The organism is Vibrio sp. 2-Bac 85, from assembly GCF_037546705.1.
Classification (GTDB): Bacteria; Pseudomonadota; Gammaproteobacteria; order Enterobacterales; family Psychromonadaceae; genus Psychromonas.
This window is the reverse complement of record NZ_JALAAB010000011.1, coordinates 116,711-142,332: the sequence shown is the minus strand read 5'-3', so window position 1 is coordinate 142,332 and position 25,622 is coordinate 116,711. Positions and strand designations below refer to the sequence as shown.

The 25,622-nt window shown below is 38.1% G+C and carries 18 protein-coding genes; 8 read left to right on the top strand and 10 right to left on the bottom strand.

Annotated elements, in window-relative coordinates; translation table 11 throughout:
* Positions 1-457: 457 nt before the first annotated feature.
* From MT390_RS12800 to MT390_RS12780, 5 genes are all read right to left on the bottom strand, one after another.
* Positions 458-958, bottom strand: a complete 501-nt coding sequence (locus tag MT390_RS12800; protein ID WP_166369661.1) for a TIGR00645 family protein — start codon at positions 956-958, stop codon at positions 458-460.
* A gap of 350 nt (positions 959-1,308) precedes the next feature.
* Positions 1,309-2,820: a DUF3360 family protein gene (locus tag MT390_RS12795; RefSeq protein WP_499441503.1), complete on the bottom strand. Its 1,512-nt coding sequence runs from the start codon at positions 2,818-2,820 to the stop codon at positions 1,309-1,311.
* Between the two features lie 402 nt (positions 2,821-3,222).
* A complete protein-coding gene (locus MT390_RS12790) occupies positions 3,223-3,810 on the bottom strand; it encodes a GNAT family N-acetyltransferase (RefSeq protein WP_499441502.1) in 588 nt (195 codons plus the stop codon).
* A 57-nt stretch (positions 3,811-3,867) separates the two neighbouring features.
* Entirely contained in the window at positions 3,868-4,380 is a 513-nt protein-coding gene (locus MT390_RS12785) for a DinB family protein (protein WP_499441501.1), read from the bottom strand.
* Between the two features lie 157 nt (positions 4,381-4,537).
* The gene (locus MT390_RS12780) at positions 4,538-5,650 is read right to left on the bottom strand and encodes a PQQ-dependent sugar dehydrogenase (protein WP_499441499.1); all 1,113 of its coding nucleotides are present in this window, start codon (positions 5,648-5,650) and stop codon (positions 4,538-4,540) included.
* 478 nt (positions 5,651-6,128) lie between these two features.
* Here MT390_RS12780 and MT390_RS12775 point away from each other — a divergent pair, with 478 nt between their 5' ends.
* Entirely contained in the window at positions 6,129-7,307 is a 1,179-nt protein-coding gene (locus MT390_RS12775) for a hypothetical protein (protein WP_499441498.1), read from the top strand.
* Between the two features lie 143 nt (positions 7,308-7,450).
* On the opposite strand, the gene MT390_RS12770 is transcribed toward MT390_RS12775, so the two are convergent.
* Entirely contained in the window at positions 7,451-8,350 is a 900-nt protein-coding gene (locus tag MT390_RS12770; RefSeq protein WP_499441496.1) for a bile acid:sodium symporter family protein, read from the bottom strand.
* A gap of 145 nt (positions 8,351-8,495) precedes the next feature.
* Positions 8,496-8,894 carry a DUF2061 domain-containing protein gene (locus tag MT390_RS12765; RefSeq protein ID WP_366944157.1) on the bottom strand — a complete coding sequence of 133 codons (399 nt, stop codon included), beginning with the start codon at positions 8,892-8,894 and terminating at the stop codon, positions 8,496-8,498.
* A 401-nt stretch (positions 8,895-9,295) separates the two neighbouring features.
* Between MT390_RS12765 and MT390_RS12760 the strand changes: the two genes are divergently transcribed.
* The 4 genes from MT390_RS12760 (at position 9,296) to MT390_RS12745 (ending at position 14,621) form a co-directional block, all read left to right on the top strand.
* A complete protein-coding gene (locus MT390_RS12760; RefSeq protein ID WP_499441495.1) occupies positions 9,296-9,625 on the top strand; it encodes a hypothetical protein in 330 nt (109 codons plus the stop codon).
* A gap of 266 nt (positions 9,626-9,891) precedes the next feature.
* On the top strand, positions 9,892-11,715 hold the full coding sequence (locus MT390_RS12755) for a protein adenylyltransferase SelO (protein ID WP_499441493.1): 1,824 nt from the start codon (positions 9,892-9,894) through the stop codon (positions 11,713-11,715).
* 795 nt (positions 11,716-12,510) lie between these two features.
* On the top strand, positions 12,511-13,503 hold the full coding sequence (locus MT390_RS12750) for a DUF1852 domain-containing protein (protein WP_499441491.1): 993 nt from the start codon (positions 12,511-12,513) through the stop codon (positions 13,501-13,503).
* An 89-nt stretch (positions 13,504-13,592) separates the two neighbouring features.
* Positions 13,593-14,621 carry a methionine synthase gene (locus MT390_RS12745; RefSeq protein ID WP_499441490.1) on the top strand — a complete coding sequence of 343 codons (1,029 nt, stop codon included), beginning with the start codon at positions 13,593-13,595 and terminating at the stop codon, positions 14,619-14,621.
* Positions 14,622-14,940: 319 nt separating this feature from the next.
* Here MT390_RS12745 and MT390_RS12740 read toward each other — a convergent pair whose 3' ends face one another.
* Positions 14,941-15,774: an enoyl-CoA hydratase/isomerase family protein gene (locus tag MT390_RS12740; RefSeq protein WP_499441488.1), complete on the bottom strand. Its 834-nt coding sequence runs from the start codon at positions 15,772-15,774 to the stop codon at positions 14,941-14,943.
* A 453-nt stretch (positions 15,775-16,227) separates the two neighbouring features.
* Between MT390_RS12740 and MT390_RS12735 the strand changes: the two genes are divergently transcribed.
* Positions 16,228-16,674: a YdiU family protein gene (locus MT390_RS12735; protein ID WP_166369686.1), complete on the top strand. Its 447-nt coding sequence runs from the start codon at positions 16,228-16,230 to the stop codon at positions 16,672-16,674.
* Between the two features lie 93 nt (positions 16,675-16,767).
* Here MT390_RS12735 and MT390_RS12730 read toward each other — a convergent pair whose 3' ends face one another.
* The gene (locus MT390_RS12730; RefSeq protein WP_166369688.1) at positions 16,768-17,310 is read right to left on the bottom strand and encodes a TrmH family RNA methyltransferase; all 543 of its coding nucleotides are present in this window, start codon (positions 17,308-17,310) and stop codon (positions 16,768-16,770) included.
* An 818-nt stretch (positions 17,311-18,128) separates the two neighbouring features.
* On the opposite strand from MT390_RS12730, the gene MT390_RS12725 reads away from it, so the two are divergent.
* Positions 18,129-20,843 carry a TrlF family AAA-like ATPase gene (locus MT390_RS12725; protein WP_499441486.1) on the top strand — a complete coding sequence of 905 codons (2,715 nt, stop codon included), beginning with the start codon at positions 18,129-18,131 and terminating at the stop codon, positions 20,841-20,843.
* Between the two features lie 818 nt (positions 20,844-21,661).
* Here MT390_RS12725 and ubiG read toward each other — a convergent pair.
* Entirely contained in the window at positions 21,662-22,366 is a 705-nt protein-coding gene (gene ubiG / locus MT390_RS12720; RefSeq protein ID WP_499441509.1) for a bifunctional 2-polyprenyl-6-hydroxyphenol methylase/3-demethylubiquinol 3-O-methyltransferase UbiG, read from the bottom strand.
* A 476-nt stretch (positions 22,367-22,842) separates the two neighbouring features.
* Between ubiG and gyrA the strand changes: the two genes are divergently transcribed.
* The gene (gyrA, locus tag MT390_RS12715; protein ID WP_499441484.1) at positions 22,843-25,578 is read left to right on the top strand and encodes a DNA topoisomerase (ATP-hydrolyzing) subunit A; all 2,736 of its coding nucleotides are present in this window, start codon (positions 22,843-22,845) and stop codon (positions 25,576-25,578) included.
* The last annotated feature ends 44 nt before the right edge of the window (positions 25,579-25,622 follow it).

Genomic DNA, 25,622 nt, shown 5'->3' with positions numbered 1-25,622 from the left:
CCTTCGTGGTTAATTGCTGTTGACCTAATCTTTTCAACTCAGTAAGTTTGTGGTTAATGGTTTTGTGTTTAAAAGATTAAAGCAACCACGAAGCGCTACGCTTCACGAAGGACACGAAGAAAAATTTAAAAGTTAAGTTGTTTATCTTTTGACCTAACCTTCTTTTAACTTCGTGCCTTCGTGGTTAATCGCTTTTGATCTTATCTTTTTTCAACTCAGTAACTCCGTGGTTAATCGCTTTTGACCTTATCTTTTATCAACTTAGTAACTTCGTGGTTAATCGCTTTTGATCTTATCTTTTTTCAACTCAGTAACTTCATGGTTAATTGCTTTGGATCTTATGTTTTCTCAACTCGGTAACTTGGTGCTTTAAAAAGACTAGGTAATAAAAAAGGCCTTGGTTTTAACATCAAGGCCTTTTCTAAGTAACTTTAAAACTTCACGTCTCAATCATTCATTAATACTTTTTATTTTTTTGCGATACGTTGTCTAAATATCCCATTACAAAAGCAGAAAGCACAAACGTTAGGTGGATGATCACAAACCACATCAGCTTATCATTGGCAATATTTTGCGCATCCATAAAAACACGTAAAAGGTGGATTGATGAAATAGCGACAATTGCTGCTGCAACCTTATTTTTCAGTGAGCCAGAATCGATAGTACCTAACCAAGCAAGTTTCTCTTTATTTTCATCGATATCCAATTTAGAAACGAAATTTTCATAACCTGCAAACATTACCATCACAAGTAATCCGCCCACTAACGTCATATCAATCAGTGATAACAATAATAAAATAAGGTCATTTTCAGTCACGCTTAAAATATTAGGCAATAAATGAATTAATTCCTGAAAAAATTTAATTGTTAAAGCTAATAAACCCAATGATAATCCCGCATATATAGGGGCTAATAGCCAGCGAGAAGAGTAGATAAGGTTTTCAATAAAACGTTCCATAAAGCCCAACTTAGTAAAGTAAAAAAGATGACAATATATACACCTATTGAAAAGATGCAATCATAAAAGTGGTTAGATATAGCAATAATTGGATAGGAAAATAGGGCGCTTTGAGATCATCAATGGTAAGTGATTTGTTATTGATTAAAGGCGTGAAAGCTTAATAGGCGATATTGTTGCTTTAGACCTGAGCTGAGTGCGAAGCAGATGAGAATATCTCGGCAAAGCAATGAAGCCAATGTAAAATTAAATATCGTCAATTTCTTGATCGTTTTAACTTTACACTGACGTTTATGACTCTTTATTAACGTTTCTAAAGAGTCATTATTCTATGTTGAATAATCCTTAGATCATTGACGGAAGCTTGATATTAAAGCCGGAATACCTGGCAACATACCTACTGCAGCCATCACCGTTGTTAACACTACAAACATAATTCCCGGTATGATCCAACGATTCATCTTACTCAATTCAGAACTACGTTCTTTACAACCAATCAAACCAAGGTTATCAAGTAACATTGTGATCGACCAACCAAAAGCTGGGTTCACTAATGCAGAAGCAAATACAACAATCGCTGCTGATTGAGTTGTTTTACCTTCGCGTGTCATCTCCATTCCAGCTTCAAGTAATGGAATAAAAACCCCTACGATTAATGCAACGCATAACACTGGCTGCCAGATGGCTAAATCCATTGGATAACCCCATATTGCTGCTATTACACAAAATAGAGCAGTTAATAAAGCGCCAGCAGGAATAGGGCGCTTAGCAATAGCCGCGGGTATTAAATAAGTCCCCCATGATGAAGTGAAGTTAGACCCACCTAAAAGGGAACCAAACACTTGACGAATAGAGGCCGTGGTCATCGTATCGTCTATATTCATTTGCACTTTTTCAGTACGCTCTGGGTAACTGATCTTTTGAAATACTTGATGCCCCAAGAAATCTGGTGACCACATTGCCACTGCTAAGATGGCAAAAGGTAATACGACCACAAAATTTTCTATTGTAGGCATACCTAACATCCATCCAGTATCCTCTCCCCACCAATACATCGGATTCAGGTTAGGCAAACCAGGGCTAGTCATAAACTCAAAAGGGGCGCCCATAGCAAAAGCCAGCGAACCACCTAACAAACAACTCAAAGGAACGGCCAACCAGCGTTTCCGCCAATGTTCAAGTAAAGCGTACAATATAATGGTGCTAATAATGACGATAAAAGGGATGTGCGACATACCAATATCGTCTCCCCAAGCAAGCAATTTTTTAACTTGTGAAATAGTGCCTACAAAACCGAGATACAGTAATAACCCACCACAAACCCCTTTACTGGTCAGATTCGCTAATCGACTTCCTCCTTTACTAATGGCCAAAATCAAACCAAATGCACCAATCAATAACCCAAATGCCATTGGATGCCCGCCTGCTGCCACTACAATAGGAATAAGGGGAATAAGTGGCCCATGAGTACCCGCTAAGTTAGCTGTGGGCAGTAAAAAACCGGAAAAAAGAACAATAAAAATGGAAACAATTAATAACTCATAGCGTACGTTTTCTAAAATGAAGCCATCATCAAGTCCGAGCGGTCCAGCAAAAGTTGCTGCTATTGCACCGACCATCACGATTTTACCAATTGTTGCTGCCATCGCAGGTATGCTGTCTTCTATCTCAAATCGATAATCTTTGAAGGGTAAATTGGGGCGCCAACGTTTAGGCGCCATGATTTGTAATTCGTGCTCTAAGTATTCTTCTCGTGTATCAAATTCTGAGCTCGGCTTATGTTTTTGTGCATAATTCATTTTATCTATACTTTTTTGAGATGTTGAATCTTGTTCAGTTGCGGCGTTAGAAGCATTGTGCATTATTAGTCCCTATGGTCACTATTAAAAAATAACTAAGAATTTCAATGCTGTAAACTAACTCAAGGTGATACTTATTACTAACAACGATATACAAGCATTAGCACTAGCTCATGTTTTTAATTAATTTAGCGTTATCTTTTGAATACTATTTTTTTATCGGGTTGGTCATGAAGTTAATCATTTAGAGGGGAGAAGTTTCAATCTAGAGCCAGTTATTCTAATTCAGAGCCAGCTATTTCAATTTATAGACAGTTATGTTTTATTTTAGGGAAATAACAACAGGAGAGGTAACTTACAGTGGATAAACTACTTTATAAAGAATGATTAGATTAACAATGTATTTTTGTTTATCTAATCATACAAGTTTATAGGTGCACGTATTTTTGTTTCGCTGTAATACTTTTAATATTTTTCCATCTTAAATATCAAATTCTTTTTAACCGCTGCCCATTCAATGTTGATGATGGAAAACACCACTGTATCTCTGTAAGCACCATCGGGCATTTTTTGATGATTCCTTAATATACCGTCTTGCTTTGCACCCAAACGTGCAATTGCTGCACGTGACTTTTGATTGTGCCAATGCGTTCTAAACTCTACTGCAATGACATCAAGGACTTCGAATGCATGCTGTAATAGCATGAGTTTACATTCGCTATTTATTGATGAGCGTTGATAGCTTTTTGAATACCAAGTGTAACCTATCTCGAGACGACGATTGACAGGATCTGCATTACAAAAACGTGTTGAACCAATGATTTTACCACTGTGTTTAGCAACAATAACAAAGGGTAACGAGAGTCCTTTGTCCTGCTGTGCTAAGGCCGTCGAGATATAATCATTAATAGACGCTGAAGAAGGAACTGAAGTGAACCAGAGATCCCAAAGGTTACCATCTGATGCTGCCTCGACCAAAGCGTCGGCATGTTCGCGACGTAATGGCATTAACGTTACGGAATGAGATGCTAACTCGATTTCTTTTAAAAACATGTTTTACCCTTTACCCATTGTGCTTAATGAAGTTAGTCAAATTATTTAACGTCTATATTAAATGGCATTACGCTCTATAGCCTGTGGCAACCAAATTAGATCTGTCACACCGCAATCCTTACCACATTGATTTAATAATGTGCTTAATTGACCACGATGGTGTGTTTGATGGTTGAAAAAATGTGTAACTGCAAACCAATATTCGTATTGTCTAGGTTCGGGGTTAACAATGCTTGTATAAAGCAATTGTCCCGATAACACCTGATCGGTGAGTGAGTTTATCCACGCTAAAATGGCTTCGTCGGTTTCTTTTCGTGCAAGAGTTAACTGATTAAAATCTTGATAGAGCTCCTGATCAAGTCCATCTATTGGAAAAGGGGTACCTAAGAATCGACCAAGCCAGAGTTTATCGGCCAGCAATAGATGACCAAGCGTGCCATGGATTGATTTAAAAAATGCACCTTTATCACTTCGCCTCTCGGCATCAGGTATATCTGCACAAACTGAATAAATGCGTTCATTCATCCATTGATTATATAGCGCCATATCTTTAGCTTGTTTCAGATGCATCTTCATTCCTGTTATAAATGAATATAAAGTTTCTATTTAACGGGTGATATCTTCACCTTATGCCTGAATAGAAAGTAAGTAAATAGAGTTAGTTCATCACGAATTAGAAGCTGCACAGGTAGTAGTAATTGCTTGTCATTATTTGCAATTAGCTGTTTTAAGGTATTAATCTTAGGATCCCTTTTCCATCAATACCTAAGTAAATATACCCATCACTACCTTGAATCACATTTCTGACTCTGCCGATACCAACTAACAACTTAGTTTGTTTGACAACGCTTTCGTTGTTTAACTCTAATAACACTAAATGCCCAAACTTCATTGAACCAAGTAATATTTTACCTTGCCATTGAGGGTATTTATTACTGCTAATATAGGCCATGCCAGAAGGCGCAATTGAAGGATCCCAGTACAATTTAGGTTGCTCCATCCCGCTCTTTTCAGTGATGTCAGTATAATTAGTACCAATATAATTAACACCATAGCCGATAACTGGCCAACCATAATTTTTACCCGATTCAATCAGATTAACTTCATCGCCGCCTCTTGGACCATGTTCGTGTGACCAAACTTGGTTGCGATCAGGCAGATTAATTAGCCCCTGTGGGTTCCTATGCCCATAGGAATAAATTGCTTTTTTAGCGTTAGCTTGTTGATAAAAAGGGTTGGAGGTTGGGATGCTACCATCAAGATTTAATCGATAAATTTTACCACTATCCAATGATAAATTTTGAGGGTTTTTATCACGTTGTCCGCGGTCACCGATTGAAAAGTAAATAAACTCATCAGTGATGGTAATCCGACTACCGTAATGCTGGCCCTTATTTGAGTCACCTGTAGCAAGGTATAAATTTTTCTGCTCAATTAACTGATTATTCTTAATATCTAACTTAGCTCGCATTAAAGCTGTATTGCTGCCCTTCGCATTTTTACTGGAATAGGTGAAAAAGATAAGCTGATTTTTTGCAAAGTCTGGGTGTAATGCAATATCAAGTAAACCACCTTGGCCGTTTACATGTATTTTGGGCAAGCCTGTAATCTCAATTGACGGTTTTCCTTCAGTTAATAACCATAATTTACCTGAACGTTCCGTTGCTAACATTTTTCCATTAGGCAACTGAACCATTCCCCAAGGAATTTTTATATCAGACCAAATTGTTTCTGTTTTGTATTGGGTTTTATCTTCAATAATAGGAAGTGGTTGCATAGCCTGTGATGAAGTCGCTATAAGGCTTAGATAAATGAACAGTAGTCGATACCAATATTTCATATTTGCTCCTTCATAGATGGGATTAAGCGCTTACTAAAATAGTGATTGATGCTGGTGGTTGAATTTTAGTCACTTCACTATACGAATCTAGCATGAAGTTTACAAGGTTGGTTTTAAAAGTCCGGAAAGGTTAGAATTCTGAGCTTTAGATAATGCGTGCCTCTTTTTAACCTATCTATATTCAATCCTATGCTAAAAAATATCTTTTAATTATGCCTATAAATTTTCATTGGCTTTTTGATTGATATAAAAATTATATTTTTGACATGTGACTCAGTATCTATTGAAGTAATTGTTTATCTTTTGAATCGGTATGTGTTTTAGTTTGTATGAGGCATTATTTTAGTGCCTTTTAAAATTTAATTCTTCTAGGGAGCAGCTAATTTACAGGCTTAAAGGGATAAGCTTATGAAAGTAATAGATCTATTAACTTTGTACACTAAAAATATAAAATTTTCTAAATTAAAAGGAGATCGTTATGAAAAACATTTATCTTTTATTATTAGGGGCAACATTATCTTTAACGGGTTGTAATAGCAGTAATAATGACTCGAAGACAAATGAAGGCAATTTTTTAGACAGTGCTGTAATAAATATAGGTTATAAAACAAATACATTAGAAGGTGTAACAGATGCTTTTGGTAAGTTCGATTATGTAGAAGGAGAGTCAGTAATATTCTTTATTGGTGATCTAGAATTCCCCCCTGTACTAGCATCCTCCACAATCACTCCATTAGATATCGCTGCTTCTAACGATACATCAGATTCTAAGGTTGTTAATATTTTACGCTTGCTTCAGACAATCGATGAGGATGGAGATCCAAGTAATGGTATTACGATTACTGAAACAGCAAAAGAAGTTGCAACTCCCGTCAACTTCAATCTATCCGTAGATGAGTTTGCTTCCTCTGAAAGTGTAATTGGATTAGTTAATAATTCAGGTTCGCAAAAAACTATTTTAGTTTCTCAAAGTGAGGCCATCGCACATTTTGAAACAACATTACTTGATGAAGGTGTAGAGTTTATTGCTAATTCCACAATTGTCGGTACTTGGAGAGCAACTGACAATGTAAATGATTTATTATTATTTATTTTCTTTGATGATGGCACATATATTCACGCAGAAGTTTATACAACAGACCTCGATGAAGACAGTGGAATGGAATGGGGAACCTACACGCTAGATAGTGAAACCGGTCTTATCACTGCGACTCAAAATTTTGATTCAAATGATGGTGGTGGACTTAGTGATGTCGAAACAATAACAGCACAAGTTTCAGGTAACCAATTAACACTTATTGCAAGTGATGTTAGTGAGCCCATTGAGTTTGAACGTATTACATCAGAAGGTATATTAGGTACTTGGGTTGCAGATGTAGGTGATGACCATTTGTTATCTTTTGTATATTTAGATGATGGGTCATATGTCCATTTAGAAGTAATAGATCAATTCGCTGGAGTGGAGTGGGCTAATTATTCACTAAATAGTGAAACAGGCGAATTTAATATTACAAATCTTATCTTTGATGAAAACGGAGAAGCAGGTTTAACTGATATCGATTCTTTGGTTATCGATGTTACAGAGGATGTTATGACCTATGAAGTCACTGAACCAGGAGAATCAGATAGTCACACTATAGAGTTTGAGCGTAAATAATGATTTTATATTAATTATTTATTCTAATAAAAAACTATTGCATTAATTGCTTATTATATTCATAGCTACCTTTCATTAATGATATCGAGTCTTAATGTAAGGTAGCTATTTTGTTAGCTGACTACTTATTTTTATTATTGATTCTAAGGAGTTACCTTGATCGGCATAATCACTTTCTCTTTGTTTAGAAGCAAATATACAAAAATGAACGCAGGTACATTCATTAATAGTCCATACATTAAAGGGATCGTCGCTAATGCGGGTTGATTCATGATAGTGAATGCAATCATCATCGCTGTGCCTGCATTTTGAACACCCACTTCTATGGCAATGGTTTTTCTATCGGTGTTATTAACATTCAACTTTCCTGCAATAAAATAAGCAATGATTAGCGCTAGGCTACACAAAGTTATCACCGCAAAACCCTGTAAAGAAAGCATCGCAGGAATGATTTTTAAATTTGTTAAAACAAGCGCAGTAACCACTAATAACATGGCAATTGTTGAAACCTTTTTCATAAAAGGAATAACAGACTGTGACCATTGATCTGCGAAATAACGAATGCACATACCAATCACTATTGGTAGCAAAGTGACGACGGTAAGTTGTTTGATGGCAGGTAATAAAGGTAAGTTAAAATGTTGGTTATCTGCGCTACCGCTATAATGAATAAAGCCAACAAAGGCGATAGGGATAATAAATGGCGATAACATACTCATGACACTGGTTAAGCAGACACTTAAGGCGAGGTTACCTTTGGCAATAAATGAAAATAAGTTTGATGTCGCACCACCGGGACATAAAGCCAACAAAAAAAGTCCGGCTGCCGCTGTTTGATTAAGGGAAAAAGCTTTAATAATAAACAGCGCTAATATTGGTAGTAAAAGTAATTGTAATAAAAAACCAATGATGGCGACTTTAGGCGCTTTTAATACCGCTTTAAAATCTTTTATCTGTAAACTTAATCCCATCCCTAACATCACAATACCCAATACAATAGGTAACATAACTTGAGAAACAGTTTTAGCGATAATTGGATCCATAACACCCCTTAATTTACGTAGTTTAGGAACGACTCGATGACGTTAATATTACTGGGTATTGTGGTTTTTCGTTTTGATATGGCGCATTCTTTACTGTTTTTCTAAAAGGTATTTCTACACTTTTACTTGTATTTTGGGTGTTTCATTAAGCACGCAGAGGATGTTCAATGTTGTGCTCCGCATTTTTCTTTTTGAAAACCCAGGCTTTTTCATGAAAGAAATAAGCAAAAGAGTTGATCGTTGGTTCAATAGTTGCCATTAGTCCGCCTAAGAAAGCGTCGCCAGTTAAAAGGTAAGTGACAATGAAAGCAACATTAAAGTGAATAATTGCAAAGCTCACTGTTTTGACTTTTGTCATTGATTCTCTCTTTTTAAGGAACGGTGTATGTTGCCAAACTTTTTCATGAAAATAGAAGGCGACGGTATTAACCGCAGGTTCGATAATCGCGATCAAACTACCTAATAAAAAATCGCCTGTTAAAGCAAAAGCAACTAAGGTTGCGATGCTGAAATGGATCACTGCAAAAGTCATTGTTTTAATCATTGTGTATCCCTCATGGTCTATTTTCTCTCTCTGTAAACATTATTAATAATCATTATCATTTAGTCAAGGTGAAAATTCCTATATTATTGATAGGTTTTACTGTTTCTTTTGTATTTTTGAATCGACATTTTTATTTTTTAACGGTAACCAATTGAATAATTTACATTATTGGTGTTGGCTAGCTAGATAATCGATTGCGTTTGTAGAGCGAATTAATAGTCGTATATGGCTGTTTGTAAGGAATGGATATTGTTAGGCCCAATTTGTGGATGTTCCATCATTGATTCGTACTTAGTTATTGCAGGCAATGTTAATAATTAATGGAATTATTGTTTTCCTGTTAGGGTTAAATATAATGATTCACCTAATCAATCCAAATTGAAGTTAATAATATGATACCCATGGGAAGTGTTGTTACTGCGTGTATGTTCGCAGGTTTAATCGTTGCCGTACCACCAATGGCAAAAGTATGTCCTCGCCCGATCCGTCTTAGCATTGGCGTTATTTTACTCGCCGCAGGATTATGGAATATATTGTGGTATGCGAGCCAACATTTCAGAGAGTTTTGGGGGCTTGCTGCCTTCTGTTCTGGTGTGTTAATGGTGCTGACTTCACTCTATATTGTTAAAGCAAGCTGGCTACCGTTGTTTTTGCGTCGTGCAAAACCAGTTGTGTTATTAATGCTATTGGGTTTTGCGGCACTCTATGCAATAACGATATATCGATTATAAACTTAAACCTCTGTGAGGAGGTTTTGTCTCTTACCTTAAACATACGTGTATGAGCTTCACCATGAAACGATTTATGCAACAGCTAATAAAAATCAAACAGCCTTCACCAGCCTAGAGGGGGCAACATAACTATGGTTTTCTGAAACATTTTGAACAAGTAGAGAACTCTATAAAATAACAGGTTAAGATAGTAAGCATTAATACTTATCTTTATGCACCTTTATCTCTATCAACCTTTATTTCTATCAACGCAGGTATAAAAAATTATGACAAATCGACTGCCTCAGAAAAACAACTCGACTGTATCTGCTATACCTACTAAAGATATTAGATCTACTACTCCAACGCCTGCTATTTCTACATTCGATGATCTGGCTAAACAGGCAAATTATTCCCTGATGGATACACTCAATTGCGATCCTGATGCGACAGAAAACGGCAATGATCATAGCGCACGACAAGTATTCTCAGGTCACTATGTTCCTGTTAATCCAACACCTATTAAAAACCCTGAATATGTTGCGCACAGTAACACTTTTTTTGCCGAACTTGGCTTAGCTGACACGATGGCAGAGTCTGCTGATTTCATGCGCATGTTTTCCGGTGACATTTCTCAAGTGCCAGAGCCGATGCGCAAGGTTGGTTGGGCGACGGGATACGCACTTTCTATTTACGGTATCGAATACACTCATCAATGTCCGTTCCAAACTGGCAATGGTTATGGGGACGGGCGTGCAATTTCTGTACTTGAAGCTGTCATTAACGGTCAACGCTGGGAAATGCAGCTAAAAGGCGGTGGCCCAACACCTTATTGTCGCGGTGCGGATGGTCGTGCTGTTTTACGGTCTAGTATTCGTGAGTTCTTGGCGCAGGAACACATGCATGCTCTTGGTGTTCCTACTTCACGATCTTTGAGTTTGTACGTATCAAAAACGGAAAAGGTAAAGCGTCCGTGGTACTCGGAAGGTTCACGTTTGGAAAATCCGGACATGATGGTGTCTGAAGCCGTCGCCATTTCGACACGTGTTGCACCGTCATTCATTCGTGTTGGCCAACTCGAACTTTTCGCTCGCCGTACTCGCGAAGATGATCAGCTCGATGAACAACTTCATGCGATGCAAGAGCTCGAAAAAATGGTGTTGCATTTGATTGACCGTGAATACGCAGATGTTGTCGATAGTCAGCTACCTATGCCAGAAAAAGTGCTGTTGTTGGCGCGCGAATTTCGCAGTCGCCTGACGTCGCTGATAGCTAATTGGATCCGTGTTGGCTTCTGCCAAGGTAACTTTAACAGTGATAATTGCGCTGCTGGTGGCTTTACACTTGATTATGGTCCCTTCGGATTTTGCGATGTGTTCAACCCGTATTATCAACCTTGGACGGGCGGTGGTAATCATTACTCCTTCATGAACCAACCTAAAGCAGCGCAAAGCAACTTCGAAATGTTTTGTTCGGCGTTACGTCCGTTACTGGCATCAGATCAAGATGACTTGCTAGTACTTGATAAGATTCAAAGTGAATTCTCGACAATCATGCATTCTAAAATGCAAGATATGTGGGCTGCCAAGTTAGGCCTTAGCACTCTAGAACCCGCTGCACACAAGGTATTGCTTAACGAATTACAAATGCTAATGATGCAAACGCCTATCGATTATACTATTTTCTTTCGAGAGCTCTCGTCGATACCCAAGGACATACGCCCACTCAAAAAAAGCTTTTACAATAGTGCAAATGATCTAAACGAGTCAGACTCCCAGCAAACGGACACACGTTGGATGGAGTGGTTTGTAAAATGGAAAGCACTCCTCAATAGTGACTGTGATGCAAATGCGATTGCGCCGAGAACTCTTGAACAAGTCTCTAGTCAGATGAAGCTAGTTAATCCAAAATACATTTTACGAGAGTGGTTCGTTAAGCCTGCTTACCAGCAAGCAACAGTCGGGAATTACACTTTAATTCGAGAATTACAAGAGGTGATGACACAGCCCTATGCAGAGCAGTCGCAGGAAGTAGAAGATAAATACTATCGATTGAAGCCGCTTGAGTTCTTTAAACTAGGGGGCGTATCTCATCTTAGTTGCTCGTCGTAAACCTTTAGGTTTATAGCAAAACCTGACCTACAGATCTTGTTGTAGGTTGGGGGATTTAGCGGCTGGACTAGCGAGCTACTGTGTTAACTCGTCTGCGCTCGTCCAGTCACTTGGATGTTAATTAGCTTTGGGTTTTGCCCTGTAGGCGACCAAACTTTCTTTATCAGAAAAGACTTTTTACCCACAACGTGCAAAGAAACTGACATCGACTCGCTTTCTGATCCAAATAATAAATTGCTTTTTTAACGCACCGGCTGTTACTGCCCATCCTTGGTCAGAACGAGCCTAAGCCAAACATCCTGTTTGGATTTGCTAAAAGCAATTGATGATTTGGGAAAGCTCAACGGTGGAGAGTTGTCGTCGCATTGAGTCTCGACATTTCCAATCACTCATTGATATACCTATTTTAATTGTATGTGGGACAGCACGGAAATGTTCAAAACAATGAACAAATAGGCCCGACGAGTACAGACGCGTCAATCAAAGCCAACCTACACCAAACCTAAGCTAATCCAAATTTAACCTTCATAAATCGTCCAAGCTTATCGCTAATTTTATCCTGAACTATTCACAACCAAAATCTTTACATTAGTTTTATTCATGTTTATTTGAAAATCAATCATTTTTATTCATGATTGATTTAACGTATAAAATACACTCTGCTTTTGAACGCTAGGCGATATTACCGTGAGTTTTTAATTTAGCGTCGTAAAAATCGGTAAGGTTGTTGACTAGAAAATCCTGAGTGAACAGGGAATGTGCAGATTTTATGATAGAAAATTGGAGCTAAAGACGATGAAGACAGATTTTACATTTACGATTAAGAGCACTTGTTTAAATGAACATTATCAGCCCACTGACAATACACGTGCGACGACTAACTTTGCCAATTTAGCGCGCGGCAAAAACCGCCAACATAATCTTCGTAATGCGTTAACAATGATCGACAATCGATTTAATGCTTTAGCTAATTGGGATAACCCACAGGGTGACCGTTATGCAGTGGAGCTTGAGATTATTTCTGTTGAAATAGACATTGAGAATAGCGGACAAACATTTCCATCCATTGAAGTTTTAAAAACTAATATTGTGGATCATCAAACCAATCAACGTATTGAAGGCATTGTTGGCAATAACTTTTCATCGTACGTGCGAGATTATGATTTTAGTATTTTGTTGTCTGAGCATAACAAGAATCAATCTTCATTTAGTGTTCCAGATGATTTTGGTGAATTGCATGGCAAATTATTTCAGTCCTTCTTAAATTCAGCGGTTTATAAAGCGCACTTTAATAAACCGCCTGTTATTTGTTTAAGTGTGGCGGAAACTAAAACTTATCAACGAACTGAAAATCAACATCCTGTGTTAGGTGTTGAATTTCAGCCTAATGCATCTTCTTTAACGGAGCAATATTTCAAAAAGATGGGCTTACAGGTGCGTTACTTTATGCCTCCCAATAGTACTGCGCCGTTAGCTTTTTATTTTGTTGGTGATTTGTTGAATGATTATACAAACCTTGAATTGATAAGCACTATCAGCACCATGGAGACGTTCCAGAAAATATATCGTCCTGAAATTTATAATGCCAATGCGGTGGCTGGGCAAACTTATCAACCGAATCTAAAGAACTTAGATTATTCATTAACACATATTGTTTATGACCGAGAAGAACGCAACCGATTAGGCATTGCGCAGGGCAAGTTTGCTGAAGCGCACTTCATCAAACCGAATAAAAATGTACTTGAGCAGTGGGCTGCAAGTTATCGTCAGCAACCATGTGTAGCTTAATGAAACGACAAAGCTAAATAGCCAAAGCTAAATAATAAAAAGCTAAGCAATAAAAGCGCTAAATACCGAATATAGGATGAATATTGATTATGAATAAATTATTACCAACGTCTACCGCAGGCAGCTTGCCTAAACCGTCTTGGCTTGCAGAATCTGAAACATTATGGTCTCCATGGAAACTACAGGATCAAGCATTAGTAGATGGTAAAAAAGACGCGTTATGTGTGTCATTACACGAGCAACAACAAGCAGGCATCGATATAGTCAGCGATGGTGAACAAACCCGTCAACACTTTGTGACCACCTTTATTGAACACCTTAATGGCGTTGATTTTGAAAACCGTAAAATCGTTAAAATTCGTGATCGTTATGATGCAAGTGTACCCACGGTAGTTGGCCCTGTGAGTCGACAAAAACCAGTGTTTGTTGAAGATGCTAAGTTTTTACGTCAACAAACTGATCAGCCAATAAAATGGGCGCTGCCAGGTCCAATGACTATGATCGATACGCTGTATGACGATCATTATAAAAGCCGTGAGAAACTCGCTTGGGAATTTGCGATCATTCTTAATCAAGAGGCCAAAGAGTTAGAGGCCGCTGGCGTTGATATTATTCAATTTGATGAGCCAGCTTTTAATGTGTTTTTTGATGATGTTAATGAGTGGGGCATTGCTTGCTTAGAAAGAGCGATTGAAGGACTTAAATGTGAGACTGCCGTTCATATTTGTTACGGCTACGGCATTAAAGCCAATACCGATTGGAAAAAAACCTTAGGTAACGAGTGGCGTCAATATGAACAAGCTTTTCCTAAATTACAAGCATCCAATATCGATATTATCTCGTTAGAATGTCATAACTCTCATGTGCCGATGGATCTACTTGAGCTTATTCGCGGTAAAAAAGTGATGGTAGGGGCTATTGACGTGGCGAGCAATACGATTGAAACGCCAGAAGAAGTGGCGGCCACGTTACGAGAAGCTCTTAAATATGTTGATGCGGATAAACTTTATCCTTGTACTAACTGTGGCATGGCACCGTTATCGCGTGAAGTAGCAAGAGGCAAGTTAAAAGCCCTCAGCGCGGGTGCTGCCATTGTTCGAAAAGAGCTTTCGGCTTAACTTTTTAAGCGTAGTGTTTTGGACGTACATCCATGCGCTAGCCTTAACTAAGCCAAACATTCTGTTTGGCTTTACTAAAATGAATTTACTGATTGGGAAAGTTTAACGGTGTAGAGTTGTCGCCGCATTGAGTATTGGAACTCCCAGCAAATCTTTGATATACATACTTTAATTGTGTGTGGCAGCACTTTTATTTAGCTTAAAAGCAAAAGATAATACTGTCAGGTTTTTTAATGCAAAATGAAAGACTTGACCCCTTGGTGTTAATTTCAATGTTTGGGTGCAGTACTTCGTATTTCCCGTTCAGTCTAATGCAATCTTACTTTCCATTTTTTTGCTTTTCTATAAACGTTGCAATAGCGGCATGTATATCGGGGGAAGTTGCAAGTTCATCAAAGGTAAGTTGATCATTGATAAGTGCCTCTTTAAAAGTCTCGCTATGAGAAAGTGCCATACGTTTTTTAAACTGTGCAAGGGCTTTCTTATTTAAGTTGTCATTTAATTGCTGGGCTAAACTAACCGCTTTTAAAACCACCTCAGAATCAGGAACCACTGTTGTAACTAAGCCAATAGAAAGTGCTTCAACAGCTCCGACATAGCGACCTGTTAGCATTATTTCCATAGCTCGACTTTGCCCAACTAAGCGTGGAAGCCTTTGCATTCCACCAAAACCTGGAATCAATCCAGCTTGGAGTTCGTGTTGGCGGAACTGAGCACTTTCTCCTGCTATCCGAATATCGCAAGACATAGCAAGCTCATTACCACCGCCTGCACTTATACCTGAAATTGCGGCGATCACTGGCTTTGGAAAGCTCTCGATGCGGTTATAAACTTTATGTGCAATGGCTGCATGCGTCATCTCACCTTTATCCACACCTTTGAGGCTTTCACCACCCGCCCCAGCGGAGAAAACTTTATTTGTTCCTGTAATAACAACCGCGCCAATATTTTCATCACTTTCAGCTAAATTAAGGGCTGTATTGATCTCCGCTAGTACGGCTTTTGAAACTGTATTACGGGGAGGTACGTTGATACTCAGTAATAAAACATTGTGTTGTTTAGTTACTTCAATATTTTCAAATGTAGTTTCGGCTACTTGGGCAGTAACGGCTGAACTCATTGTAAATAGTAATATAATCAATAGCTTTTTCATCACTTTCCCTTTGATATTTAATAAAATTTATCTTTCTTTCTATTTCAATGGCTATGGGGCTCTGCACCCAGTGCAGCCTTTAATAATCGATGCTTTTTATGTTTTTAATATTGAGTATTGTTGATTGCTAACATTATTGATGATGAATGATAAACGAAAAATAAAGTAAGGGGTAAGGAGAAACAACCCAATCACTATGGGGTGTTTTATCCATAATGATATGTGCTGGCTTAGATTTTTGAGGTGTGTTGGAGGCGTTTTCGAGTGAGCTATCTTAGTTGAAAATTTGTTTCCTTTTTGATCGCACTATTGATTACCTTTTTAGGTGAAAATGAAAAAGTAGATAAACCAAGTTATTAAATGAAAAAAAGAGCCGAAAATTAAATTGAGTTAAATCTTATTGTAACCATCTGATATTAATTATTTAAATGTGTGGGTGCCCAGTGTTTTGTAATGCAAAATGAAAGACTTGACCCCGTTGGTTTTTCCTTTCGAGAGCTATCGTCGATACCCAATGATATTCGTCCATTGAAAAAAAGCTTTTACAGCAGTTCAAATGAATCAGATACCCATCAAATGGACACGCGTTGGATAGAGTGGTTTGCAAAATGGAAAACGATTCTTAATAACGACTGTGATGCAAATGCACCGAGAAGTATTGAAGAAGTGTCTAAGCAGATGAAGTCGGTTAATCCAAAATACATTTTACGAGAGTGGTTAGTGAAACCGGCTTACCAGCAAGCTGCCGTTGGAAACTATACTTTATTGCGAGAGTTGCAGAGTGTGATGACACAGCCATACGCAGAGCAGTCGCAGGAAGTGGAAGATAAATACTATCGCTTAAAAGCGCGTGAGTTTTTTAATTTGGGTGGCGTTTCCCATCTTAGTTGTTCATCGTGATCATTAAGCTTTAAAAAATATTGCATGATCATACATTGATTCGTTGCCTATTCGTTTCATACCTATTTGTTTCAATGTATGAATGTTCGTACTTTATTTTTTTTGACGAAGTTGTTTTGCACATTCCGCTAATACAATTGCACCTGCTGTAGAAACATTAAGTGAATTGCCCATGCCAGACATTGGGATATGGATGTGTTGATGGCTTAATGTTAAAGCCGCTTCACTCACCCCTTTACGTTCATTACCTAACACTAATACGGTGGAAGATGGATAATTAACCTCACTGTAATCAACTGAATCATGACAGAGTTCTACGCTATAAATCGTGTAATTTTTATCTAATAATGTTTGTAAGCTTTTTGACGTACTATCGCTATATTCAACATTCACCCATTTAGCTTCATTTCTAGACGCTTTTTTTAATTTTTTATCTGAGATAGTTAATTCACCGCAAACAATAATTTTTTCAATCGAAAAGGCATCCGCTAAACGAATAAAAGATCCAACGTTGTAACTATTGGTGACGTGATCTAAAACGAGAATCAAAGGTGTTTTGGGTTGCGTTAAATATTCATCTCTCGCTGGCTTCGTTTCTCTGAGCTCCGTTTTACTTAATTGTATATTTTGTTGCATTGATTTATTGCTCATGTGATTTTTAATAATAGGTTTCAGATAACCAGTACTCAGTTGATTTATTGACCGCTCAAGCAGAGTATTTGGGTGCACGCACTTTAACACTTATCTGATAGTGATACTTGGGATTGTTTAGATTGTTCCTTCACGAGAACCTGAACCGTAATGCTTACCGTGTTTTATTGTTACTGATTGATATTATTTATTTTAACGAATGATTGGAGAAAGCTTAGCGGTGGGGGAGCTGTGGCTGTTTTTGTGTTAACTCGTCTACGCTCGTCCAGTCTAATTGATGTTTATTAACAGTGTTTTCGCCCTGTCGGCGACATACTTTTTCTTACCAGAAGAATACTTTTTACCCACAACATGCAAAAAGACTGGCTCCCAATTCATTTTTTAATCTCCTTTTTTGTAAATAAAGTAATGACAGCCTTCTTAACGCACCGTTCATACTCGACATCCATGTCTCGAAATGAGCTAGCAACGGCAAAGGGCACGCAGAGCTTAGCCCGCTCATATAACTATGCTGTCGCATAAATCGCTCCATGCCTAACCTTGCTAAAGGCAATCATTAATTCAGAAAAACTCAACGGGAGGAATTGGCTTAGCCATATTGAGTAAGTTTTTATCGTAACTATTTGATTTTTATTAATTCAACTAATAGGTGTTCAGCTTTATTATTCCTAATGGGAGACCCTCGAATTTCTGCATGATATTCATTATTTTTTGTGGTTTTTTTCTTTCTAAGTGGGTTAATGTGATAAGTTAAATCCAAAATAATAATTCACTTCGTAGTTGTATCAATAAAGGGAAGATTAATGATTGGATCCATATGGAACAAGTGGGATTTACATGCTCATTCACCTCTTACACATCAAAATAATCAATTTAATGGCGCAACAATTGAAAATTATGTTGATGCATTAATTACCAATAAAATATCCCTTGTTGGTGTTACCAATTATTTTTACTTTGCTGATAATGAACTGGAAATCATTCGTACTGAAATTGCCAAAAAATCTGCGGAAATTACGGTATTAGGTAATGTTGAATTTAGGATTACCCAACCTAATAAAGATGGTGAATGGATAAATGTTCACTGTATTTTTGCCGAGCATGTTACCACTGCTCAAATTAATGAAAAATTATCAAAATTTGAAGTTAATAATACCGGTGATTTTCAACAAGCCATTTATTGCTGTCAAAATTCATTTGCTCAAAATAAGGTTCAACCTTCAGATATTACAGTTAATTTTGATAAACTTATTGATCACATGAAAAAGAGTTTTCGATTTGGAGTGGATTATCTGATAGCTGTGTGTCCAAACGGTTATGGTGGATTTAGACCTAATAAAGAAGGTAGATCAATCGCAACGGCAACAGAGATTGAGAAAAAAGGTCAACTTTTACTTGGTAATAAAGATGATCGGGAGTTTTTTCTACATTACCTTGAAAGATATGAGGGGGCAGTGGCAAAACCTGTTTTTTGTTGTTCAGATGCACATGGTTTTACCAGCGATCCAAAAAATGGAAAATTTTCTGTTGGTGAAAACTATACGTGGGTAAAAGCAAAGCCGACATTTGAGGGGTTAAGACAGGCATTAATTGAACCTGAAGCAAGAGTTCAACAAACTGATGACTTCATTGAAAAAACATTTATTAAACCTAAATTTACTTCAATTCAGTTAGGCGGTGAGATTTTTACTGGTCAAGCAATTAAATTTCAACCTCAAACTATTCCATTAAACCCTAATATGGTCGCAATTGTTGGAGGGCGTGGTACAGGAAAAAGCTTGTTTCTAGATTCAATGCACTCAATGTTTAATCATCAAGCAGTATTCAATAATGCTCGAAGCGTTGATGTTAATAGCCTGAAAATTACTTTTGATCAGGGTGACGGTACTGAACTGGTTTTTAATTCACAAGATGATACCTATTCATACTTGCATGTATCTCAGGGAGATATTCAGAACTTTAGCCAAGAACCAAGTAAATTAAGTGATGAAATCAAACGAATGTTAGGAATTCTAGGTGTTAACTTTAATACTGTGACCACTAATGCCATTACTGAAAATATTGGTAAATATAGAAGCTTTGTGCAGTATTGGGAATTATCTGATGTTGACGGTAATAGGTTGAACACACCAGAACACCAAAATGCCATTAAAGCAAAGTTCACCAAGTTAATGGCAACTATTACTAACCCACAAAACCAGCTGCATATAGAGCAATATCAAAATAATTTGAAGTTAGCAAACGAAAAGCAAACGGTTATTAATGAGTTGGAAGAAGTTCAGGCTGTTATCGTAAGGTCAATACAAGAAATTAATTTAAGTTTAGGTGGAATTAATCAAAAGTTACTAGTACTGAATCATGTGCCGTTGTTAACAGCAGAAGTAACAGAACAAAAAATTACCGTCAATATTTCACAATTTAAAGGTGAAATTTCTCAGTTGCAAACGAATAATTTAACTATTGTCTCAGCTTTCCAACAGCAAGGTATTAATCAAGATATATCTTCACTATTGGATAAAATTTCTGAATATCAGTTGGCTATTGATACTGCCGATGCAAAATTACAAGAAATACAATTAAGGACACAGCAATATCAGGAGTATGTTCAAACTAGGGCTAATCTAGCGTTAACATACCGTGACTATTTAAATGAAGAAAAATTAAAAATAGATAATAAATTTCAGTCTTTGAAAGTCGATAAAGCGCATTGGAATGACGAACAAAATGCTCTAGTTGCTTCAATGCTTGCTGATATAAGTATTAACGGTAATATAATCTTTGATGATAAGAGATTTTATGAAGGGCTTGAAGGTTGCTTAAATAGAGGAAAATTTAGAGCTACACAAGTTCAAACCACGGCAAAACGCTTAGAAGAAATGTTTGCGATAAAAGGTATTGATGATTTCTTCAATTTGATAAATGGTAATCAACAAATTGCATGCGAAGGTGATGTTGATGCTCAAGGTCAGCAAAATAAAATAGCTATTGAAGGTTTATTCTGGAAACCGGAATACTTTAATCAGGGTGGAAGGTTTGAGCTACTAAACTATTTATTCTCACCTGACAGCATTAAAAACTATCTCTATGTTAATGCTGAATTTGAATACAAAGGTAAAACGGTTGATAAGCTAAGTGTTGGTCAACGAGGTACATTTTATGTTTGCTTGAAACTAGCAACAGACCCATTTGGTAGCCCATTTGTTTTCGACCAACCAGAAGATGATCTAGATAATGACTTTATAATGGGGGAGTTGGTTCCGTTGTTTAGTAAAATAAAAAAATATCGTCAGGTTATAATAGTTACTCATAATGCTAACCTCGTAGTAAATACAGATGCAGAACAGATCATTGTAGCTTCTAACGAAAGTGAAGTAATAAGTTATGAATCTGGTGCATTAGAGGATGGCAGTGTAGTCCGCAATCAAGGTACCAAAGCTAGCATTTGTAATATTTTAGAAGGTGGCAGCTATGCTTTTGAAAAGCGTGAGCGGAAATATGGGATACAAGCTTTAGTTTGATTTTAAACCAGAAAAGTACAAAGCACGAGACATTCAAACCTTACTCAATGCGGCTACAACATTCCCCCGTTAAGTTTTTCTGAATCAATCACTGCCTTTAGCAAGTAGAGGCAGGGATGCCGTTGCTAGCTCAGTTCGAGACATGGATGTCGAGTCTGAGCGGTGCGTTAAGAAGGCTGTTATTTATTCAGATTAAAAAACGATCGGGGCCAGTCTCTTTGCTTACTTTCTCTGCTGGCAGAGAGAAAGTAAAGTCGCCGACAGGGCGAAACACAAAGTTAATTAATATCGTAAGGACTGGACGAGCGCAGATGAGCAATAACAAAAAAAGTCAAAATATGTAGACTGAAGTCCGCGCCCCGAAAACCCTTAATACATAAGCTAAATACTAACTTAACAAATGTTGTTCCAGTAGCCATAACAAAACCTTGCTCAATGCGGCTTCGATAACTCCCCCGTTAAGTTTTTCTGAATCAATTACTGCCTTTAGCAAGCGAAGGCAGGGATGCCGTTGCTAGCTCAGTTCGAGACATGGATGTCGAGTCTGAGCGGTGCGTTAAGAAGGCAGTTATTTATTCAGGTTAAAAAACGTTACGGGTGCCTTTTTCTTTGGTTACTTTCTTTTGGGCACGCAAAAGAAAGTAACACGCCGTTAGGGCGGAACACGTTGCTGGAAATATCAAACAGACCGGACGAGCGCAGACGAGAATTAGCAACTAGCAAGGTAAATTAAAAACTATGCATTCCCACGGAGGACCATGGGAACGAGGAAATTAAAAACTATGCATTCCCACGGAGACCATGGGAACGAGAAAAAACTAGCTCAACTTCGTACACTTCAACATATAATTCACATCCACATTCTGCGTGATCTTAAAACCATTCATCAACGGACTGTACTCAACACCACACAAATCATCACAATGTAACTGCGTCGCATCAATCGCATTCAACAACTGAGAAGGGCGAATAAACTTCCCATATTCATGCGTACCTTTAGGTACCCAACGTAACACATGCTCCGCGCCTAAAATCATCATCACATAGGCTTTCCATGTTTTATTAATGGTCGAAAAATAAACCGTGCCACCGGGTTTGACCAAATCACAACAGGCTTGAATAACAGAGGCTGGGTCTGGCACATGCTCTAACATCTCCATGCATGTCACTAGATCAAACTGCTGTGGATGCGCTTGCGCAAAATTCTCAGCGGTGGTTTTTTGATAATCAACCTTAGTTTCAGTCTCTAAAGCATGTAAACGCGCAATTTGTAATGAGGCATGTGCCATATCTATGCCTGTTACGTCAGCACCTTTAATTGCCATGCTCTCTGCTAAAATGCCGCCGCCACAACCAACATCGACTACTTTTTTGCCAAATAACCCATCAACACCTTGTTCTATATATTCCAAGCGTGTTGGGTTTAGCATATGCAACGGCTTGAAATCACCTTCTAAATCCCACCATTGCTCCGCCATCGCAGAAAATTTTTCAATTTCTTGCTGATCGACATTCGCTTCCAGCGCATTATCTTGTAATGAGGTCGTTTGTGCTGCGTTATTCTGTGATGGGGTGTTTTCAGCCACGCTATTGTCATCCTATTGAGTTGCGATTTTTATCCCCATGATACTTCAAGATGCAAAATCAACAAACCAAATTGTGCTTAGTCGCTAGGTTTAAAATTGAACTTTCGAGCGATTAACTTGGTTAACCTTGTATCGAGAGAATCGTTAAAAGGAATGACCAAATTGAGAATAACGCTCATAACGTGACAACAATAACGAAGAGGAAATTTATTTTGCGATTCTAAGGGGCTTAAAATGCCACATGTGGTTGTGTGAAAAATGAGCGGTTAGTTAATAAATGCCCCATATTGCGCCATAAAACGATTCTCAGGCGATTTTGCTCATTAAAACGCTTCTGCCAAGGTGCATTTGTGCTACTATCGGCCTCTTACTAAATTCAGTCTATTTCCACTAAATTAAGGATTTCAGTTTCTATGAGCGAATTTGCCTCTGACGTTTCTCCAATTAATATTGAAGATGAATTAAAAAATTCTTATCTTGAATACGCAATGAGCGTGATCGTAGGTCGTGCATTGCCCGATGTACGTGATGGCCTAAAACCCGTTCACCGTCGTGTTCTGTTTGCCATGAATGTACTACGTAATGATTGGAACAAACCTTATAAAAAATCGGCACGTGTTGTTGGTGATGTTATCGGTAAATACCATCCACATGGTGACACTGCGGTATACGATACGATCGTTCGTATGGCGCAAGACTTCTCTCTACGTTACATGTTAGTTGATGGTCAAGGTAACTTTGGTTCTGTTGATGGCGATAGCGCCGCGGCGATGCGTTATACGGAAATCCGTATGCAGAAATTAGCGCATGAATTATTAGCCGATTTAGAAAAAGAAACCGTTGATTACGTACCTAACTATGACGGTACTGAATTCATTCCTGAAGTGTTACCAACAAAAATCCCGAACCTATTAATTAATGGTTCATCGGGTATTGCGGTTGGTATGGCGACTAATATCCCACCTCATAACTTAGGTGAAGTGATTAGCGCTTGTTTGGCATTAATCAAGAATGAAGATATTACTATCAATGAGTTGATTGAACATATCCCAGGTCCAGATTTCCCAACGGCAGGTATTATCAATGGCCGTAAAGGTATTGTTGAAGCTTACCATACGGGTCGCGGTAAAATTAAAGTACGCGCTAAAGCTGACATTGAAGTTAATGAAAAAACTGGTCGTGAAACGATCGTGGTTCATGAGCTACCGTACCAAGTTAATAAAGCCCGCTTAATTGAAAAAATTGCTGAATTTGTTAAAGATAAAAAAATTGAAGGTATCAGCGCACTACGTGACGAGTCGGATAAAGACGGTATGCGCATGGTGGTTGAAGTTAAACGTGGCGAAGTGGGTGAAGTAGTTTTAAATAACCTTTACGCACAAACGCAAATGCAAGTGACATTCGGTATTAATGCCGTTGCACTTGACCACGGTCAGCCTAAATTATTTAACCTAAAAGAGATGTTAGAAGCGTTTATTCTGCATCGTCGTGAAGTAGTTACTCGCCGTACGGTATTTGAATTACGTAAAGCGCGTGACCGTGCACATATCCTTGAAGGGTTAGCGATTTCATTGGTTAACATTGAAGCCATCATTGAAATGATCCGTAAATCTCCTACACCTGCTGAAGCGAAATTAGCGCTACAGTCTCGTGGTTGGGATTTAGGTGCTGTTGCTTCAATGTTAGAAGCAAGTGGTGTTGATGCTGCGCGTCCTGATGGGTTAGCCATTGAGTTTGGTATTCGTGATAACCAATACTTCATGACTGAAATTCAAGCACAAGCGATTCTAGATTTACGTCTGCACAAGTTAACTGGCCTTGAGCACGAGAAAATTTTAGGCGAGTATAAAGAGCTATTAGAAATCATTGCTGCTTTATTATTCATTCTTGAAAGTCCTGCTCGTTTGATGGAAGTGATTGAAGAAGAATTAGAAGAAGTACGTGATAACTTTGCTGATGAACGCCGTACTGAAATTACTGAATCTGAATCTGATTTATGTATGGAAGATTTGATCGTTGAAGAAGATGTGGTAGTAACACTTTCTCACGAAGGCTACGTTAAGTACCAACCGTTATCAGATTACGAAGCACAGCGTCGTGGTGGTAAAGGTAAAGCAGCGACTAAGATGAAAGATCAAGATTTTATTGAGAAACTGTTAGTAGCAAGTACGCACGATACGATTTTATGTTTCTCTACGCGTGGTCGTCTGTACTGGTTGAAAACATTCCAATTACCATTAGCGTCTCGTCAAGCTCGTGGTCGTCCGATTGTGAATATTCTGCCGCTTGAAGAGGGCGAACGTATTACCGCAATCTTGCCAGTACGTGAATATGAAGATGATAAATATGTCTTCATGGCAACGGCTAACGGTACGGTTAAGAAAACGGCATTAAGTGCTTATAGTCGTCCACGTTCAAGTGGTTTAATTGCGATTAACTTAAATGATGACAATGAATTAATTGGTGTTGCGTTAACCGATGGTACTAATGAAATTATGTTGTTCTCGGATGCGGGTAAAGTAGTTCGCTTTAAAGAAGCGGAAGAAAGCGAAGTAACCGATGAAGAAGGTAATGTTGTATTAGATGAAGAGGGTAACCCTGAGATTAAATTCAAAGGTGTTCGTCCAATGGGTCGTACGGCAACGGGTGTTCGTGGTATTAAATTAAATGAAGGCGGTAAAGTCGTTTCATTAATCGTACCAAATGCAACGGGCCACATCTTAACAACAACAGAAAATGGTTACGGTAAACGTACGCCATTAGAAGATTACTCATCTAAGAGTCGTGCAACACAAGGTGTTATCTCAATCAAAGTGAGTGAGCGTAACGGTAAAGTGGTTGGTGCGGTTCAGGTCGATGATAATGATGAAATCATGTTGATCTCTAACCGCGGTACGTTAGTACGTACACGTGTTTCTGAGGTTTCTGTGGTCGGTCGTAATACACAAGGCGTGACATTAATACGTACAGCTGAAGATGAAAAAATCGTGGCATTACAACGTATTGAAGAAATCAAAGATGTGCCTGTTTACGATGAAAATGGCGAACTAGTTATACAAGAGCCAGCGGTAGTTGAGGGTGAAGTAGAAGAAAGTGAATCAGAGGCATTAGATAATGTCGAAGAGCAACCAACAGACGCACCTGAATAACAGTTAATTACAATTTAATAAGCGGCAATAGCCGCTTATTTTGT